The sequence below is a fragment of the Burkholderia sp. HAN2018 genome (assembly GCF_024704855.1).
GTDB lineage: Bacteria > Pseudomonadota > Gammaproteobacteria > Burkholderiales > Burkholderiaceae > Burkholderia > Burkholderia cepacia.
The window spans coordinates 1-17,450 of sequence record NZ_QOBB01000159.1 but is presented as its reverse complement, the minus strand read 5'-3'; the positions used below and the strand labels follow the sequence as shown (position 1 = coordinate 17,450).

Below are 17,450 nucleotides of genomic sequence, written 5' to 3'. Positions count from 1 at the left end.
GCGGACCGGCTGCCGCACTGCCGCAGGCCGCCGTGCCGGCAAGCACGAGCCTGCCGCCGTCGCTCGCCGGCTCCAGCGCGCCCCGCTTGCCGCTCGATGCCGGCGGCCATCTCGCGAAGGCGCGCGCGGTGCGGGATTTCTTCGACTACTGCCTGACCGCGCAGAGCGACCTGAGTGCGGCCGGGCTCGATGCGTTCGTCGTGCGCGAGATTGCCGCACAGCTCGACGGGACCGTTGCGCAGGCCGAGGCGCTCGACGTGTGGCACCGGTATCGCGCGTATCTCGACGCACTCGCGAAATTGCGCGATGCCGGCGCGGTCGACAAGTCGGACCTGGGTGCATTGCAGCTCGCGCTCGACCAGCGCGCGTCGATCGCGTACCGCACGCTCGGCGACTGGAGCCAGCCGTTCTTCGGTGCGGAGCAATGGCGGCAGCGCTACGACCTCGCGCGGCTGAAGATCGCGCAGGACCCCGCGCTGACGGATGCGCAGAAGGCCGAACGGCTCGCGGCGCTCGAACAGCAGATGCCGGCCGACGAACGCGCCGCGCAGCAGCGCGTCGACCGGCAGCGCGCGGCGATCGACCAGATCGCGCAATTGCAGAAGAACGGGGCGACGCCCGATGCGATGCGCGCACAACTGACGCAGACGCTCGGCCCCGAAGCGGCCGCGCGCGTCGCGCAGATGCAACAGGACGACGCATCGTGGCAGAGCCGCTACGCGGACTACGCGGCGCAGCGTGCGCAGATCGAGTCGGCCGGCCTGTCGCCGCAGGATCGCGACGCGCAGATCGCCGCGCTGCGGCAGCGCGTGTTCACGAAGCCCGGCGAAGCCGTGCGCGCGGCTTCGCTCGATCGCGGGGCGGGCAGCGCGCGATAACGCTCGCGGCGCGGGCGGCACGGCGCATGACGGTCGTTATGCCGCGCGCGTGAGATCGCGAGGCAGGTGTTGCTCGATGGTATTCGCGAGCGTGTCGAATGCCGGCCGGATGCCTTCGTGCGCGACGCATGCATAACCGAGCAACAGGCCGCGCCGCGCGGTATCGAGGTTGCTGTAGTAGCTGGTGAGCGGGCGCACGATCACGCCCGCATCGAACGCGCTCTGCGTGACCGCGCGGTCGTCGCAGGCGTCGGGCAGGCCGAGCACGAGATGCAGGCCGGCCTCGTCGCCCATCACGGGCAGCGCGTCGCCGAAGCGCGCGCGGATCGCGTCGATCATCAGCTGCCGGCGCTCGCCGTACAGCGTGCGCATCCGTCTGACGTGCGAAGTCAGGTGGCCGTCCATGATGAATTCGGCGAGCACGGCCTGCTGCATCAACTGGCCCTCGCGGTACAGCTCCGACAACCCGGTGCGGAACGTGTCGACCAGATGCTCGGGCACGACCATGTAGCCCATCCGCAGCCCCGGGAACAGCATCTTGCCGAGGCTGCCGACGTAGATCACGCGGCCGCCGTCGTCGAGCCCCTGCAGCGACGCGAGCGGGCGGCTGCCGTAGCGGAACTCGCTGTCGTAGTCGTCCTCGATGATCCAGCAGCGGTGCTGTCGCGCGTATTCGAGCAGCATCCGGCGCCGTGCGAGGCTCATCACCATCCCGAGCGGGTACTGGTGCGACGGCGTGACGAGCACGAGCCGGGGCGGATGCTGCATGTCGCTGGCACGCGGGTCGAGCCCTTCCTGGTCGACCGGCACCGGCGTCAGCGTGAGGCCCGCCGCCTGCAATACGCTTCGCACACCCCAGTAGCACGGTTCCTCGACCCACGCGCGATCGCCGATGTCGGACAGCAGCCGCACCGCGAGATCGATCGACTGGTGGATGCCCGTCGTGATGATCACCTGGTCCGGCGAGCACTTGACCGAGCGCGCGACGCGCAGGTAATCGGCGAGCGCGCGCCGCAACGGCCGGTAGCCGCCGCCCGGCGCATAGGTCAGCAGCTCGGGGTTCGCTTCCTTCCACAGCCGCGCTTGCAGGCGGCTCCACGTCCGGCTCGGGAACTCCGACACGTCCGGCACGCCCGGCATGAACGCGCCCCATTGGCGTCGCGATACCCCCGCATGCTCGATCAGTTGCCGGCCGCGCATCGACAGGCCGCCCTGCGCGTCCGGCTGCGGCGCTGCGTCGGCGCTCGACGGCGGCGGCGCGGCGCCCGGCACGTGGATCGCGGCGGCATCCGGCCGCGTGTCGGCCACATAGGTGCCGCTGCCGGTGGTCGTCAGCACGTAGCCTTCGGCGGTCAGCTGGTCGTACACGTGCAGCACGGTATTGCGCGCGATCGACAGGTCGGCCGCGAGCGTGCGGGAACTCGGTAGCTTGGTTCCTGGCCCCAATTCTCCGGTCAGGATGGCCTGCTGCATCAGCTGCAGCAACTGCCGGTACATCGGCTCGGGCGAGCTACGGTCGAGACGGGCGGAGAGCCAGTCGGCGAGGATCACGGTATCCAAAGTGGTCCTACTAGTAATATTGAAATGGTTCCCTATTGTAGAACCGTGGGCGCCGTATAGTGGCTCGCATCTCAAAATCATTTGTCGCGAAGCAAGGGGACAGCCACGATGAAGTCCGATGATGTGATCGTCAGCTTTCGCGGCGTGCGGAAGACCTACGACGGCGAAACGCTGGTCGTCAAATCGCTCGACCTCGATATCCACCGCGGGGAATTCCTGACGCTGCTCGGGCCCTCGGGCTCCGGCAAGACGACCTGCCTGATGATGCTGGCCGGCTTCGAATTCCCGACCGGCGGCGAGATCCGCCTCGACGGCGAACTGCTGAACAACGTGCCGCCGCACAAGCGCAACATCGGCATGGTGTTCCAGAACTACGCGCTGTTTCCGCACCTGACGGTCGAGCAGAACGTCGCGTATCCGCTGACCGTGCGCAAGCTGCCGGCCGCCGAGCGGGTAGAACGCGTCGCGCATGCGCTGAAGATGGTGCAGATGGAGCGCTTCGCGAAACGTTACCCGGCGCAACTGTCGGGCGGCCAGCAGCAGCGCATCGCGCTGGCGCGCGCGCTCGTGTTCGAGCCGAAGCTGGTGCTGATGGACGAGCCGCTCGGCGCGCTCGACAAGCAGCTGCGCGAGCACATGCAGTACGAACTGAAGGCGCTGCACGAAAAGCTCGGCGTGACCTTCGTGTACGTGACGCACGACCAGGGCGAGGCGCTGACGATGTCCGATCGCGTCGCCGTGTTCGACAAGGGCATCGTGCAGCAGCTCGACACCGTCGACCGCCTGTACGAGTCGCCGTGCAACGAATTCGTCGCGAACTTCATCGGCGACAGCAACCGGCTGCGCGGCACCATCGCGCGCGTCGACGGCGAATTCTGCGAATTCCGGCTCGACGACGGCACGCAGCTCGTCGGCCGCCGCATCGGCGATGCGGCCGAGGGCGCGCCGGCCGTCGCGTGCATCCGCCCCGAACGCATGAGCCTCGCCCCGCACGGCGCGAACGGGCACGCGAACGGCGCGGCCGCCAACCGGTTGAGCGGCGAGGCGCGCAGCCTCATCTATTTCGGCGATCACGTGCGCATGCGCTGCGCGCTGCCGGGCCAGGACGAGTGCTTCGTGAAGGTGCCGCTCGGCACCGGCGCGCTCGACGCGTTCTCGCCCGGCGCACCGGTCGCGCTCGCGTTCGCACCCGAACACCTGCGCGTGTTCGCCTGAGCAGGGTTTTCCCGATTTTCCGCTGTACGTCGTCAACAACAACTGCCCACTTCCACCACGAGAGGAGAGGAACCACCATGAACCGAGCAAGCATTACCGCGCGTCGTACCGCGCTGGCACTCGCGCTCGCCGTCGTCGGCGTATCGGCATCGGCTGCCGAACTCACGGTCGTCAACTTCGGCGGCGCGAACGGCGACGCGCAGAAGGCCGCGTTCAACCAGCCGTTCGAGAAGGCGACCGGCAACAAGGTCACCGCCGTCGAATACAACGGCGAGCAGGCGAAAGTGAAGGCGATGGTCGAGGCGAAGCACGTCAACTGGGACGTGGTCGAAGTCGAGTCGGGCGACCTGAATCGCGGCTGCGACGAAGGGCTGTACGAGAAGCTCGACTGGTCGAAGATCGCGAAGAAGTCCGACCTGATTCCGGAATCGCCGCAGGTGTGCGGCGTCGGCTTCTTCGTGTGGTCGACGGCGCTGTCGTACAACGCGGACAAGCTGAAGTCGGCCCCGACCGGCTGGGCCGATTTCTGGAACGTGAAGAAATTCCCCGGCAAGCGCGGCATGCGCAAGGGGGCGCGCTACAACCTCGAATTCGCGCTGATGGCCGACGGCGTCGCGCCGAAGGACGTCTACAAGGTGCTCGGCACGAAGGCCGGCCAGGACCGCGCGTTCAAGAAGCTCGACGAGCTGAAGCCGTATATCCAGTGGTGGGAAGCGGGCGCGCAGCCGCCGCAGTTCCTCGTCGCCGGCGACGTCGTGATGTCGACCGCGTACAACGGCCGCATCGACGCCGCGCAGAAGGAAGGCAAGAACCTGAAGGTCGTGTGGAACGGCAGCATCTACGACCTCGACTACTGGGCGATTCCGAAGGGCTCGCCGAACAAGGCGCTGGCCGAGCAGTACATCGCGTACACGCTGACGCCGAAGCCGCAGCAAGGGTATGCGCAGCACATCGCGTACGGCCCCGCGAACATCGCGGCGATCAAGTCGCTCGACGCGAAGACGCTCGCGAACCTGCCGAACTCGCCGGCCAACGGCAAGAACGCCGTGCTGGAAGATATCGGCTTCTGGACCGACCACAGCGACGAGCTCGAGCAGCGTTTCGCCGCATGGGCGACGAAGTAACCGGTCAGGCATCCTCAAAGGTGTCCTGATGCAACCTGCCGCGCGGCGCGTCGATCGCGTCGCGCGGCCTTCCGCCGGATCGTCCCCGGCCGGAGAGAAACGTTGAATACGATGACGATCGCGTCTTCCTCGCCGTCGACCGCCGCGCTCAAGCGCGAGCTGAAGGCCGCCGAAGCCCGCAAGCGCACGATGGCGCTGTTGCTGGTCGCCCCGCTCGCGATTTTCCTGCTGCTGATTTTCGTCGTGCCGATCGGCACGCTGCTCACGCGCGCGGTGCAGAACCCGGAGATCGCGACCGCGCTGCCGGGCACGGTCGCCGCGCTGTCGGGCTGGGACCGCAAGGCACCGCCGGCCGACGCCGCGTATGTCGCGCTCGCGGCCGACATGACGAAGGTGGCCGACAGCGAGGCGATGGGTGCGCTCGCGCGGCGCCTGAACACCGAGATTCCCGGCTATCGCTCGCTCGTCGCGAAGACGGCGCGCGCGATGCCGCTGAAAGGCGACAACGATGCGGCACTGACGCCCGCGCAGACGCGCGCGAAACTGATCGACCTCGATGCGCGCTGGGGCGACGTCGCGTACTGGCAGTCGATCGCGAAGAACGGCAGCACCGTGTCGCCGTTCTACCTGCTCGCCGCGCTCGACCACAAGCAGGACGGCTTCGGCCACATCGTGCAGGCCGATCCGGACCAGTCGATCTATCTGGCGATCTTCGGCCGCACGTTCGTGATCGGTGTCGCCGTCACGCTGTTCGCGCTGCTGCTCGGCTATCCGCTCGCGTACTGGATCTCGACGCTGTCGGAGCGCCGCGCGAACCTCGTGATGATCCTCGTGCTGATTCCGTTCTGGACGTCGGTGCTCGTGCGCGTCGCCGCGTGGATCGTGCTGCTGCAGAGCGAAGGGCTCATCAACACGGCGCTGATCGGCAGCGGGCTGATCTCGCACCCGCTGACGCTGCTGTTCAATCGCATCGGCGTGTATATCTCGATGACGCACATCCTGCTGCCGTTCATGATCCTGCCGCTCTACAGCGTGATGAAGTCGATCCCGCCGACCTACCAGCGCGCGGCCGTATCGCTCGGCAGCCATCCGTTCGCCGCGTTCTGGCGCGTGTATGTGCCGCAGACCTATCCGGGCGTCGGCGCGGGCGCGCTGCTCGTGTTCATCCTCGCGATCGGCTACTACATCACGCCCGCGCTGCTCGGCGGGCCGAACGACCAGATGGTCAGCTACTACGTCGCGTATTTCACGAACGTGACGATCAACTGGGGCATGGCGTGCGCGCTCGGCGGGCTGCTGCTCGCGGCGACGCTCGTGCTGTACGCGGTGTACGGGCGCTTCACGCGCACCAACGTGAGCCTCGGCTGAGCGCCGCGCACAACGAAACGGGAAGGGGAATCCGACCATGAAACTCGCCAGGCCGCTGTTCGCGCCGCACATGTCGTTCGTCGAGCGCGCGTGGTACGTCGCGCTGCGCGTGCTCGTCGTGCTGACGCTGCTGTACCTGATCCTGCCGGTGCTCGCGATCGTGCCGCTGTCGTTTTCGTCGAGCACGTTCCTCGTCTATCCGATTCCGGGCTTCTCGATGCGCTGGTACGAGAACCTGATCGCGTCGGACGAGTGGCGGATGGCCGCGAAGAACAGCTTCATCGTCGCGCCGTCGGCGACCGTCGTCGCGACGGTGCTCGGCACGCTCGCCGCGATCGGTCTCACGAAGGCCGACTTCCGCGGCAAGGGGCTGCTGATGGCCGTGCTGCTGTCGCCGATGATCGTGCCCGTCGTCGTGGTCGGCGTCGGCATGTACCTGTTCTTCGCGCCGCTCGGGCTCGCGAACACCTACACGGGGCTGATCGCCGCGCACGCGGCGCTTGGCGTGCCGTTCGTCGTGACGACGGTCGCGGCGACGCTGCAGGGCTTCAACCAGAACCTCGTGCGCGCGAGCCTGTCGCTCGGCGCGAATCCGGTGTCGACCTTCTTCCGCGTGACGCTGCCGGTGATCGCACCGGGCGTGATGTCGGGCGCGCTGTTCGCGTTCGCGACGTCGTTCGACGAGGTCGTCGTCACGCTGTTCCTCGCGGGCGCGGACCAGACCACGCTGCCGCGCCAGATGTTCACGGGCATCCGTGAGAACATCAGCCCGACGATCGCCGCGCTCGCCACGATCCTGATCATCTTCTCGACGAGCCTGCTGCTTGCGCTCGAATGGCTGCGCGGACGCAATGCGCGGCGCGCAGTGAGCTGAGCGGGCGGGCTTGCCCCCGGCACCTGAGTCGCCACGTGTCATGCGTGGCATCGCATTGCTTTCATTTCGCTGACTGACGAAGCGGCCGCCTGCACGTTCGATGCGGCTCTGCAACAATACGGGACGCGGCGGCGCGCGTTCCGTGCGGTGCGACCGGAACGCCGCCGCGAGTCCAATCCGCGACGCGGCGCAACGCGTCGCTCGTCAGCCGAGCCTCATCTTGTCCGAATTCGCCTCCTCCGCCGGCGCGCATGAGCCGGCCGTCAACTGGCGCGCGATGTCCGCCGTGCTGCTGGCCGTCGCGCTCGCGACGCTCGACACCGCGATCGCGAACACCGCGCTGCCCGCGATCGCCGCCGACCTGCATGCATCGCCGGCCGCGTCCGTATGGATCATCAACGCATACCAGCTCGCGATGGTCGCGACGCTGCTGCCGTTCGCGTCGCTCGGCGACATCGTCGGCCACAAGCGCGTGTATATCGCCGGGCTCGCGGTGTTCACGCTCGCGTCGCTCGGCTGCTCGCTCGCGTCGACGCTGCCGATGCTGACGGCCGCGCGGATCGTGCAGGGCTTCGGCGCGAGCGCGATCATGAGCGTCAACGTCGCGCTGATCCGCGGCCTGTTCCCCGCGCACCGGCTCGGGCGCGGCGTCGGCTTCAACGCGCTCGTCGTCGGCGTGTCGTTCGCGGTGGGGCCGACCATCGCGTCGCTGATCCTGTCGGTCGCCGCGTGGCCGTGGCTGTTCGCGGTGAACGTGCCGCTCGGCGTGTTCGCGCTGGCCGTGGCGATTCCGTCGCTGCCGCAGACGGCGCGCGGCAAGCACGCATTCGACCCGGTCGCCGCATTGTTCAACGTGATCACGTTCGCGTCGCTGATCTTCGCGCTCGGCGAATTCGCGCAGCGCGGGCCGCTTTCGATCGTATTCGCGTCGGCCGCGGTCGCGCTTGCATTTGGCTGGCTGCTGATTCGCCGCCAGGCCGGGCACCCGGCACCGATGCTGCCGGTCGACCTGTTTCGCCGGCCGGTGTTCACGCTGTCCGCGCTGACCGCCGTGTGCGCGTTCGCCGCGCAGGGGCTCGCGTTCGTGTCGCTGCCGTTCTATTTCGAAACCGTCCTGCATCGCAACGCGGTCGAGACGGGGTTCCTGATGACGCCGTGGTCGGCGATCGTCGCGCTTGCCGCGCCGATCGCGGGGCGGTTGTCGGATCGTTATCCGCCGGGCCTGCTCGGCGCGATCGGTCTTGCGTTGCTGAGCGCGGGCATGGTGTCGCTCGCCGCGTTGCCGGCGGCGCCGGGCGTGATCGACATCGGCTGGCGGATGATGCTGTGCGGCGCGGGCTTCGGTTTCTTCCAGTCGCCGAACCTGAAGGCGCTGATGTCGAGTGCGCCGCCCGAGCGCAGCGGCGGCGCGAGCGGGATCATCGCGACCGCGCGGCTGATCGGGCAGGCGACGGGTGCTGCGCTCGTCGCGCTGTCGTTCGGGATCGCGGGACGCCACGGGCCGACGCTTGCTTTGATGCTCGGCGCGGGGTTCGCCGGGGCGGCGAGTGTCGCGAGCGGGTTGCGGCTCTTTGCGCCGTCGCATCGGGCCGGCGTGGCGGCGGCGTCCGAGCGCGTGGGCGAGCGGGCGGCGGAATAGGCAAGGGCAAGTCACGCGCCGGCGCGCGGCAACCTGCCGCCGCGCACCGGCCTTCAAGCTTCGCTTAGAACCCGCCCGACTTGATCAGCTGATTGAGGTTCGCGATGTTCAGGCTGCCGAAGCCGGTCGGGTAATCCCAGCCGGTGCCGGCGTTATAGCCATACCCCTGATAGCCGTTGTTCCCCGACACCACGTCGTAGCGCACGAGCGACGGACGCGACGGAATGTCCGCATAGAAATTGCCGGCCGGGAAGCCGAGGCCCGTGCCGTTCGCTGCGAGCAGGCGTGCCCAGAGGCCCGTGAAGATCGGCGCGGCGAGGCTCGTGCCGCCGATCTGCTGCAACTGGCCGTAGTTGTAGATGTACGCGCCGGTGCTTTGCGCGGCGTCGAACGACACGTCCGGCAGCCGGCGGTTGCTGCCCGACTGCCACGACGGCGCGGGCAGGATCGTGCTGACGCCGCCGCCCGTTGCCCACAGCTTGCCGTTGTCGTCGAGCCCTTCGTTCCACACCGTCTCGTTCGAGAACGCACCCGACGACGTCGTGTAGAGCGTCGTGCCGCCGATCGCGAGCACGTGCGGCGACGAAGCCGGCCACGATACCGTGTAGTTCGAGCCGTCCGGATAGCCGCGGTTGTTGCACTCGTACACGCCTTCGTCCCCCGACGACACCGAGAAGGTCTGGCCTTGCGCCGCTGCCGTCGTGAAGATCTGTTCCTCGGCGTCGAGCGTGCCGTCCGCGTTTGCGTCGGTTTCGCACCAGCCGAGCGACACGTTGATCACCTTCGCGGTGTTGTCCGACACCGCGCGGTTGAACGCCTGCGTGAGCCCCGTGTTGCCGCTGGCGTTGAGGTCCGCCATGTAGAACACGAGCTTGCCGACCTGGCCGCCGGCCGAGCCGACGATCGACTGGCTGTCGAGATCCCATTCGCCCTGGCCGTCCTGGTCGTCGGTGTAGCTGCCGCCGGAGCCGTTGGTCTTGACGGTCTGCGTCGAGACCGTGCCGTAACCGTTGCTCGACGTGAACTGCTTCAGGTCCTGCAGCGTCTGCGACACGCCGCCGATCGTGATGATGCCGACGGTGACACCGGCTGCGGTCGGCACGCCGGTCGCGTTGTAGAGGCCCGGGAATTCCTTCGGATAGTGGCCGGTCGCCGTGCCGGCCGCGAGCGCCTGCGGCTTCGACACGTTGCCGATGCGCAGCAGCGGCCGCGCGCGCGCGACGCTCTGCAGCCCGAGCACCGAGCCGACGACATCGCCGAGCGCGCGCGGCACCTGCGCGGTCGACGTGTTGGCGAAGCCCGAGCGGCCCGCGTAGTCGAAGTGCACGAGCGACGTGTTGAATGCGGTCTTCACGGTGCCGGCCGTGCCGTGTGCGGACACCAGCAACCGATTCGGTGCGACCTCGACATTCACGAAGCCGCTCTTGTGCAGATAGTCGACGACCGACTTCACCTGCGCATCGGTCGGCGCGTAGTTGGCGAGGAACTGCTCGTGCGTGAGGTACTGGCGGTAATGCGCGCTGCCGGGCCGGTTCACGTCGCGCGCCAGTTGCTTGAGCTGCGCGGCATTGCGCAGCTTCAGGCTGACGACGACGTCGGTCGTTTCGCCGGCCGCGAGTTCGAGCGACGGCGCCGCACTGCGCGCCATCAACTGCGGGCCGGTCAGAAAGGCCTTCGTATGGGTATCGACCCAGTCCGTCGCCGCATGCGCCGCAGCGGCAGCGAACACAAGGGGTGCCACGCACGCAAGGCGGCGGGGCGACGGCAGGGGCAGGGCAAACCAGGCGTTCCTTTTCATCGGGAGTCCTTTTTAGGAGAGACGACGTTGCTGGAGCCCTCGACCCTTGTGGGGTCGCGAGCGGTGACGAGCGTAGGGCGTCGCTACCGTTCAGGTAGCTGCCAGTTTCCATAGCTGTCAGTTCTGACATCGGGGTGTGTGCGTGCACGCGCAGCGTCGTATGCGCAGGCGATCGCGCGCGTGGCGAACGGAACCGGTTCGCGGCACGACGGCGCGGCAATGCGCGACGTTCGCACGCACGAGTCGCTCGTCACGGCGTCGGAACATGCGCGATCGCGGAGTGGATCGACGCGTGAACGCGTGGCGCGCGACCGGTCGTTGCCGCATGCCGCGTCGCACTATGTGGTCAAACGAAGCGATGCGGCAGGAACGGATTCGCACGTGCACAAGAAAGGGGCCGGTCGAACGCAAACGTTTCCCGAACTGTGGAACAGCACGTCGGGCAGTCTTGCAGGCGGCTTTCGGATCGCGTGTCGCACATGCGGATTAGAGGAAACGCTCGAATTCGGACGCAGGCGCGCGCCGATGGGTGGGCGGCAGGCCCGCACCGGATTGCACGACGCCGTTCGTGAAATTCCGCCTTGACGCGCGTCGACCGGCGGCTATTCTTCAATCCATAACCAACGGGTTATGGATTTTGAACGACATGCAGACCGATCACGACATGCTTTTCCGGACGCTGGCCGATCCCACCCGCCGCGCGCTCTTCGAGCGGCTGTGCGCGGACGGCGAGCTGACGGTCGCCGCGCTGACGGCCCATGCGGGCGTCTCGCAGCCGGCCGTGTCGAAGCATCTCGGCGTACTGAAGCAGGCCGGGCTCGTGAACGACCGTCACGAAGGCCGGCAGACGCACTACAGCGCGCAGCCGCAAGCGCTGGCCCCGCTGATCGACTGGACGAGCCAGATGGCAGGTTTCTGGCAGAACCGGTTCGACGCCCTCGAAGATCTTCTGAAAAGGATGGACCAGTAATGAACCAGGCCACCACCGAAACGCGCTCCGTCGTCGTCGACCGGGAACTGCCTCATCCACCGGAAAAGATCTGGCGCGCGCTCACGCAACCGCACCTGATCGAGGCGTGGCTGATGAAGAGCGACTTCGAACCCGTCGCGGGCCGCGCCTTCAGCTTCCGCGCCGACTGGGGCTCGGTCGACTGCAAGGTCCTGACGATCGAGCCGCCGCGCACGCTGTCCTATACGTGGGCCGCGTACGGCCTCGAAAGCGTCGTCACGTGGACGCTCACGCCGACGCCGGCCGGCACGCACCTGCGGATGGAGCAGGTCGGCTTCCGCACGGACCAGGAGCAGGCGTACCGCGGTGCGCAGCACGGCTGGGTGCGGTTCCTCGATGCGCTCGAACAGGCGCTGGCACGTCCCGACGAAGGCACGGAGGCCCGCGCATGAACGCAACGGACCTCACGCCGTCGGAGCGCATCGACGCGCTGATCGCCGGCATCGCCGACTGGCGCGGCAAGACCTTCGCCGACCTGCGCCAGACGATCCTCGCCGCGCAAGCGGGCATCGTCGAGGAATGGAAGTGGATGGGCAGCCCCGTATGGTCGTGCGACGGGATGATCGCGGTGGCAAACGCGCACAAGGGCAAGGTGAAGCTGACCTTCATGCACGGCGCGCAGTTGCCCGATCCCGACAAGCTGTTCAACGACGGCCTCGACGGCAATGCGCGACGCGCGATCGACTTCTTCGAAGGCGACCGGCTCGACAAGCGGGCGTTGAAGAATCTCGTGCGCGCGGCGATCGAATACAACCGCACCCACTTGAAGAAGAACACACGAGGAGCGGGCGCGAAGGCGCGCGGCGACAAGGCGGCGTGACGAGCCTGACAATCGGCAACATTGCGTAACGCGCGCAGGCAAAAAAAAGCCCGACACGAGGTCGGGCATCCAAATCGGCCGCAACCGCCGCAAGGCGGCTGCGGCACCTGCAAAGGCAGGGCGCTTACGCTGCGAGCAGCGAGCGCAGCACGAACGGCAGGATACCGCCGTGCTTGTAGTAGTCGACTTCGATCGGCGTATCGATGCGCAGCAGGACCTGCACGCGCTGCGTTTCGCCGTTCTTGCGGTTGATCACGAGCGTGACGTCCTGCTGAGGCTTGAAGTCGTCGCCGAGGCCTTCGATGTCGAACGTCTCGTCGCCGGTGATGCCGAGCGACTGGACGCTGTCCGAGCCCTTGAACTGCAGCGGCAGCACGCCCATGCCGACCAGGTTCGAGCGGTGGATACGCTCGAAGCTGCGTGCGATCACGGCCTTCACGCCGAGCAGCTGCGTGCCCTTCGCGGCCCAGTCGCGCGACGAGCCCGTGCCGTATTCTTCGCCCGCGAACACGACGGTCGGCGTGTCGGCCGCGACGTACTGCATCGCGGCGTCGTAGATCGACTGCTGTTCGCCGCTCGGCTGGTGGATCGTCAGGCCGCCTTCGACGCGCGTGCCGTCCGCCTTCGCCGGGATCATCAGGTTCTTGATCCGGACGTTCGCGAACGTACCGCGCATCATCACGTCGTGGTTGCCGCGGCGCGAGCCGTAGCTGTTGAAGTCGGCCTTCTGCACGCCGTTTTCCTTCAGCCACTTGCCCGCCGGCGAGTCTTCCTTGATCGAGCCTGCCGGGCTGATGTGGTCGGTCGTGACCGAGTCACCGAAGATGCCCAGTGCGCGCGCGCCCTTGACCGTCGGGATCGATGCAGCCGGTTCCATCGAGAAGTCGTTGCCGAAGAACGGCGGCTCGGCGATGTAGGTCGACTTCGGCCAGTCGTAGACCTGGCCCGATTCGCCCTCGATCTTGCTCCAGAGGTCGCCCTTCTTGGTCAGCTTCGAGTAGTTGTCCTCGAACTTCTTCGGATCGAGCGCGAACTTGAGCAGCGCGTGGATTTCGTCGCTCGTCGGCCAGATGTCGCCGAGGTAGATGTCGCGGCCGCCCTTGCCCTTGCCGACCGGCTCGGTCATCAGGTCGCGCGTGATGTTGCCGGCGATCGCGTACGCGACGACGAGCGGCGGCGACGCGAGGAAGTTCGCGCGGATGTTCGGGTGGATACGCGCTTCGAAGTTACGGTTGCCCGACAGCACGGCTGCCGCGACGATGTCGTTCTTCGTGATCGCTTCGTTCAGCTCCGGCGTCAGGTCGCCCGCGTTGCCGATACAGGTCGTGCAGCCATACGCCGCGACTTCGAAACCGAGCTTCGACAGGTAGGGCAGCAGGCCCGTCTTCGTCAGGTACTCGGTGACGATGCGCGATCCCGGCGCGAGCGAGGTCTTGATCTTCGGATCGACCGTGAGGCCGGCCTCGACCGCCTTCTTCGCGAGCAGGCCGGCGGCCAGCAGCACGCTCGGGTTCGACGTGTTCGTGCACGACGTGATCGCGGCGATCAGGATGTCGCCGTTCTTCACGTCGACGCCGTTGCTCGTCGTGTACTGCGTGCCCAGGTCGTCCGCCTTCTTCGCGAAACCGTTTTCCGCGACCGGCTTCGAGAACAGGTCGGTGAACGTCGACTTGACGTTGCCGATCTCGATGCGGTCCTGCGGGCGCTTCGGGCCGGCCAGCGACGGGGCGACCGTCGTCAGATCCAGCGTCACGACCTTCGTGTAGTCGATGTCGCCGGCCTTCGGGATCCCGAACAGCTTCTGCGCCTTGAAGTAGTTTTCGAACGCGGCGATTTCCGCCTTCGTGCGACCCGTGCCTTCGAAGTAGTCGATCGTCTTTTCGTCGACCGGGAAGAAGCCCATCGTCGCGCCGTATTCCGGCGCCATGTTGCCGATCGTCGCGCGATCCGGCAGCGACAGCGACTTCGTGCCTTCGCCGAAGAACTCGACGAACTTGCCGACAACCTTCTCCTTGCGCAGCATTTCGGTGATCGTCAGCACCAGGTCGGTGGCCGTCACGCCTTCGCGCAGCTTGCCCTTCAGCTCGACGCCGACGACGTCCGGCGTCAGGAAGTACACCGGCTGGCCGAGCATGCCGGCTTCCGCCTCGATGCCGCCCACGCCCCAGCCGACCACGCCGATGCCGTTGATCATCGTCGTGTGGCTGTCCGTGCCGACGAGGGTGTCCGGGTAGTACACGGTGTCGCCGCCGTCCGCCTTCTTGTGGACGCCGCGCGCGAGGTATTCGAGGTTCACCTGGTGGACGATGCCGACGCCCGGCGGCACGACCTTGAACGTGTCGAATGCCTGCATGCCCCACTTCATGAACTGGTAGCGCTCGTTGTTGCGCTGGAATTCCAGTTTCATGTTCAGGTCGAGCGCGTCCTTCTGGCGGAAGTAGTCGATCTGGACCGAGTGGTCGACGACGAGGTCGACCGGAACCAGCGGCTCGATCTTCTTCGGGTTCTTGCCCGTACGCTCCGCGACGCCGCGCATGGCCGCGATGTCGGCGAGCAGCGGCACACCCGTGAAGTCCTGCAGCACGACGCGCGACACCACGAACGGAATCTCGTCGACGCGCTTCGCGGTCGGCTTCCAGTTCGCGAGCTGCTCGATGTGCTCTTCGGTGATCTTCTTGCCGTCGTAGTTGCGCAGCACGGACTCGAGCACGATACGGATCGACACCGGCAGGCGTTCGATCTTCGTCTTCAGTTCCTTGCCGAGCTGCGGCAGCGAGTAGAACTTGCCTTTGCCGGAACCGCTGTCGAATTCCTTGAGGGTCTTGTGGAGATTGTGGGCCATGGTGATTTTCCTGGGTTTAAGGCTAGGAAACAAATAGTCCTGTATCTGACGGCTATATCACATACAAGTCGACGTACTCATCGACCGGCATCGCTTCGAGCTTTGCCTGGTCCAGCGACACGTCGAGAATCGCTTGTTGCTGCTTTGCCGGGAAGCGGCGGGCAAGGTTGGTCCTGAACTTCTCGACCAGGAGCGGGATGCCTTCCGCACGCCGCCGCCGATGGCCGAGCGGGTATTCGACCGCCACCTCGGCAAGTTTCGACCCGTCCGTGAACTCGATCGTCAGTGCGTTCGCGATCGAGCGCTTGTCCGGGTCGTGGTAATCCTTTGTGAACTGCGGATCCTCGACGCACACCGTTTTCGCGCGCAGCGCGTCGATGCGGAGATCGGCGGCGGCCGCGTCTTCGTAATCGGCTGCGGTCAGCCGGCCGAACAGCAGCGGCACGGCGACCATGTACTGGATGCAGTGGTCGCGGTCGGCCGGATTGGCGAGCGGGCCCTGCTTGTCGATGATGCGGATCGCGGCCGCATGCGTGCGGATCGTGATCCGGCTGATGTCGTCGGTCGTGCGGCCCGCGGCGGCGAGCTGCGCATGCAGCTGCAGCGCGGCCTCGGCGGCCGTCTGCGCGTGGAACTCGGCAGGGAACGCGATCTTGAACAGCACGTTTTCCATCACGTACGTGCCGTACGGGCGCTGGAAGCGGAACGGCTTGCCGTCGAACAGCACGTCGTAGAAGCCCCAGGTCTTTGCGGTGAGTGCCGACGGGTAGCCCATTTCACCCGTTTTCGCGATCAGCGCGAGGCGCACCGCGCGGGAGGTCGCGTCGCCGGCCGCCCATGATTTGCGCGAGCCCGTGTTCGGCGCGTGGCGGTAGGTGCGCAGCGCCTGGCCGTCGACGAACGCGTTGGACACCGCGTTGATCAGCTCGTCGCGCGTGAGCCCGAGCAGCCGGCCGACGACGGCCGTCGATGCGACTTTCACGAGCAGCACGTGGTCGAGCCCGACCGCATTGAACGAATTCTCGAGTGCGAGGCAGCCCTGGATCTCGTGGGCCTGGATCATCGCGACCAGCACGTCGCGCATCGTGAGCGGCTTCCTGCCGGCCGCGACGGCCGTGCGGGAGAGCCAGTCGGCCGTCGCCAGGATGCCGCCGAGATTGTCGGACGGATGGCCCCATTCGGCGGCGAGCCAGGTGTCGTTGAAGTCCAGCCAGCGGATCATCGCGCCGATGCCGAACGCGGCCTGGACGGGATCGAGCTGGAAGGACGTGCCGGGCACCTTCGCGCCGTTCGGCACGATCGTGCCGGGCACGACGGGGCCGAGCAGCTTGGTGCAGGCAGGGTAGGACAGCGCCTCGAGTCCGCATCCGAGCGTGTCGATCAGGCAATGACGCGCCGTCTCCAGCGCGAGCGCGCTGTCGATGCCGGTATTCAGCACGTAGTCGACGATATCGACGAGTACCGTATCCGGAGCAGGGCGGACGTTGGAGACCGGGGCGGACATCGAGGGGCCGATGGGAACGCGCTTAGTTCGTTACCGGCTTCAGCTCGTTCGACTGCGTCGGTGCCGGCGTGCCTTGTGCCATTTCCGGCGTCACGCATTCGTCCGCGAGGCGCTCGCCGCCGTTTGCGTCGGAGAACAGCATCGCCTTGGTCGGGATCACGATCAGCTTGAAGCCTGCTGCCGGATCGTAGAACGTGTCCGCGCCCGTCGTCGTGGCCTGACGCGGCAGCTTGTAGTTCTTCTTCGCCCAGTGAACCGTGACCACCTGGTCGCGCTTCATGTCGCCGGCGAGGTCGAACGACAGACCTTCCTTGCAGGACCACTTGACCGCGCCGTCCGGTACCGGATCGACCTTGGCTGCGGCGCGTGCCTGTGCCTTCTTGCTGCGCGGGATGATGCGCTTGGCCGGCGCCGGGCGCTTGGCCGTTGCCTTCTTCGCGGTCGTGGTGGTCGTACCCTGGGCAAACGCGCTCGGAGCCGACACCAGCATCGTGGCGGACAAGGCGCCGATGGCGGTAGCGATCAGGAGTTTCTTCATGGAGTCAGAACCTTTCGATAATCAGTTGACAAGGGCCGGCAATCGAATTGCCGGCCGGTTTGAAACTGCACGCGCCCCGAAAGCGCGCAGCGGCCGCTATTTTCACCTATTTGGCCGCGTACATATCAGGTTTTCGGGCTCCGTTACGTTTTTTGTCGTTTCGCAAACCTCTATCCGGTTCGCGTGTCGTCGAATGCATGAAACTCGTGTATCGGCCGGCGCCGCGCGCTTACGGCGCGCTGCCCGCGCCGGCCGGGCCGAACAGCGGCGCGGCCTCGGCC

The 17,450-nt window shown here is 67.0% G+C and carries 16 protein-coding genes; 11 read left to right on the top strand and 5 right to left on the bottom strand.

Annotation, left to right across the window (positions count from 1 at the left end; all coding sequences use genetic code 11):
• A partial coding sequence (locus DPV74_RS29380; protein WP_119338451.1) for a lipase secretion chaperone occupies positions 1-878 on the top strand: 878 nt, incomplete at its 5' end.
• Between the two features lie 36 nt (positions 879-914).
• Here DPV74_RS29380 and DPV74_RS29375 read toward each other — a convergent pair.
• Positions 915-2,438, bottom strand: a complete 1,524-nt coding sequence (locus DPV74_RS29375) for a PLP-dependent aminotransferase family protein (RefSeq protein WP_027791106.1) — start codon at positions 2,436-2,438, stop codon at positions 915-917.
• 108 nt (positions 2,439-2,546) lie between these two features.
• On the opposite strand from DPV74_RS29375, the gene DPV74_RS29370 reads away from it, so the two are divergent.
• From DPV74_RS29370 to DPV74_RS29350, 5 genes are all read left to right on the top strand, one after another.
• The gene (locus tag DPV74_RS29370; RefSeq protein ID WP_060194862.1) at positions 2,547-3,653 is read left to right on the top strand and encodes an ABC transporter ATP-binding protein; all 1,107 of its coding nucleotides are present in this window, start codon (positions 2,547-2,549) and stop codon (positions 3,651-3,653) included.
• Between the two features lie 77 nt (positions 3,654-3,730).
• Positions 3,731-4,777 (top strand): ABC transporter substrate-binding protein, encoded by a 1,047-nt coding sequence (locus tag DPV74_RS29365; RefSeq protein ID WP_021158689.1) that lies wholly within the window; start codon positions 3,731-3,733, stop codon positions 4,775-4,777.
• 111 nt (positions 4,778-4,888) lie between these two features.
• Entirely contained in the window at positions 4,889-6,145 is a 1,257-nt protein-coding gene (locus tag DPV74_RS29360; protein WP_060083427.1) for an ABC transporter permease, read from the top strand.
• 37 nt (positions 6,146-6,182) lie between these two features.
• Positions 6,183-7,019 carry an ABC transporter permease gene (locus DPV74_RS29355; RefSeq protein WP_027791109.1) on the top strand — a complete coding sequence of 279 codons (837 nt, stop codon included), beginning with the start codon at positions 6,183-6,185 and terminating at the stop codon, positions 7,017-7,019.
• Positions 7,020-7,239: 220 nt separating this feature from the next.
• Positions 7,240-8,658: an MFS transporter gene (locus tag DPV74_RS29350; protein WP_027791110.1), complete on the top strand. Its 1,419-nt coding sequence runs from the start codon at positions 7,240-7,242 to the stop codon at positions 8,656-8,658.
• A 64-nt stretch (positions 8,659-8,722) separates the two neighbouring features.
• Here DPV74_RS29350 and DPV74_RS29345 read toward each other — a convergent pair whose 3' ends face one another.
• Entirely contained in the window at positions 8,723-10,456 is a 1,734-nt protein-coding gene (locus DPV74_RS29345) for a protease pro-enzyme activation domain-containing protein (RefSeq protein WP_119338449.1), read from the bottom strand.
• Positions 10,457-10,636: 180 nt separating this feature from the next.
• On the opposite strand from DPV74_RS29345, the gene DPV74_RS29340 reads away from it, so the two are divergent.
• From DPV74_RS29340 to DPV74_RS29325, 4 genes are all read left to right on the top strand, one after another.
• Positions 10,637-11,041: a hypothetical protein gene (locus DPV74_RS29340; protein WP_162923166.1), complete on the top strand. Its 405-nt coding sequence runs from the start codon at positions 10,637-10,639 to the stop codon at positions 11,039-11,041.
• A 61-nt stretch (positions 11,042-11,102) separates the two neighbouring features.
• Positions 11,103-11,426: a helix-turn-helix transcriptional regulator gene (locus DPV74_RS29335; protein ID WP_027791112.1), complete on the top strand. Its 324-nt coding sequence runs from the start codon at positions 11,103-11,105 to the stop codon at positions 11,424-11,426.
• Positions 11,426-11,857, top strand: a complete 432-nt coding sequence (locus DPV74_RS29330; protein ID WP_119338447.1) for an SRPBCC domain-containing protein — start codon at positions 11,426-11,428, stop codon at positions 11,855-11,857. The genes DPV74_RS29335 and DPV74_RS29330 overlap by 1 nt, the downstream gene beginning before the upstream one ends.
• The gene (locus DPV74_RS29325; protein ID WP_060357576.1) at positions 11,854-12,285 is read left to right on the top strand and encodes a DUF1801 domain-containing protein; all 432 of its coding nucleotides are present in this window, start codon (positions 11,854-11,856) and stop codon (positions 12,283-12,285) included. The genes DPV74_RS29330 and DPV74_RS29325 overlap by 4 nt, the downstream gene beginning before the upstream one ends.
• Before the next feature lie 124 nt (positions 12,286-12,409).
• Here DPV74_RS29325 and acnA read toward each other — a convergent pair whose 3' ends face one another.
• Genes acnA through DPV74_RS29310 form a run of 3 tightly spaced genes read right to left on the bottom strand, consistent with a single transcriptional unit; the run spans position 12,410 to position 17,169 of the window.
• On the bottom strand, positions 12,410-15,127 hold the full coding sequence (acnA, locus tag DPV74_RS29320) for an aconitate hydratase AcnA (protein WP_027791115.1): 2,718 nt from the start codon (positions 15,125-15,127) through the stop codon (positions 12,410-12,412).
• Between the two features lie 52 nt (positions 15,128-15,179).
• Positions 15,180-16,631: a bifunctional 2-methylcitrate dehydratase/aconitate hydratase gene (locus DPV74_RS29315; RefSeq protein ID WP_119338446.1), complete on the bottom strand. Its 1,452-nt coding sequence runs from the start codon at positions 16,629-16,631 to the stop codon at positions 15,180-15,182.
• Positions 16,632-16,653: 22 nt separating this feature from the next.
• The gene (locus DPV74_RS29310) at positions 16,654-17,169 is read right to left on the bottom strand and encodes a hypothetical protein (RefSeq protein WP_119338445.1); all 516 of its coding nucleotides are present in this window, start codon (positions 17,167-17,169) and stop codon (positions 16,654-16,656) included.
• Between DPV74_RS29310 and DPV74_RS29305 the strand changes: the two genes are divergently transcribed.
• The coding region (locus tag DPV74_RS29305) for a hypothetical protein (protein ID WP_205571953.1) at positions 17,168-17,450 on the top strand (283 nt) is incomplete at its 3' end. The genes DPV74_RS29310 and DPV74_RS29305 overlap by 2 nt on opposite strands.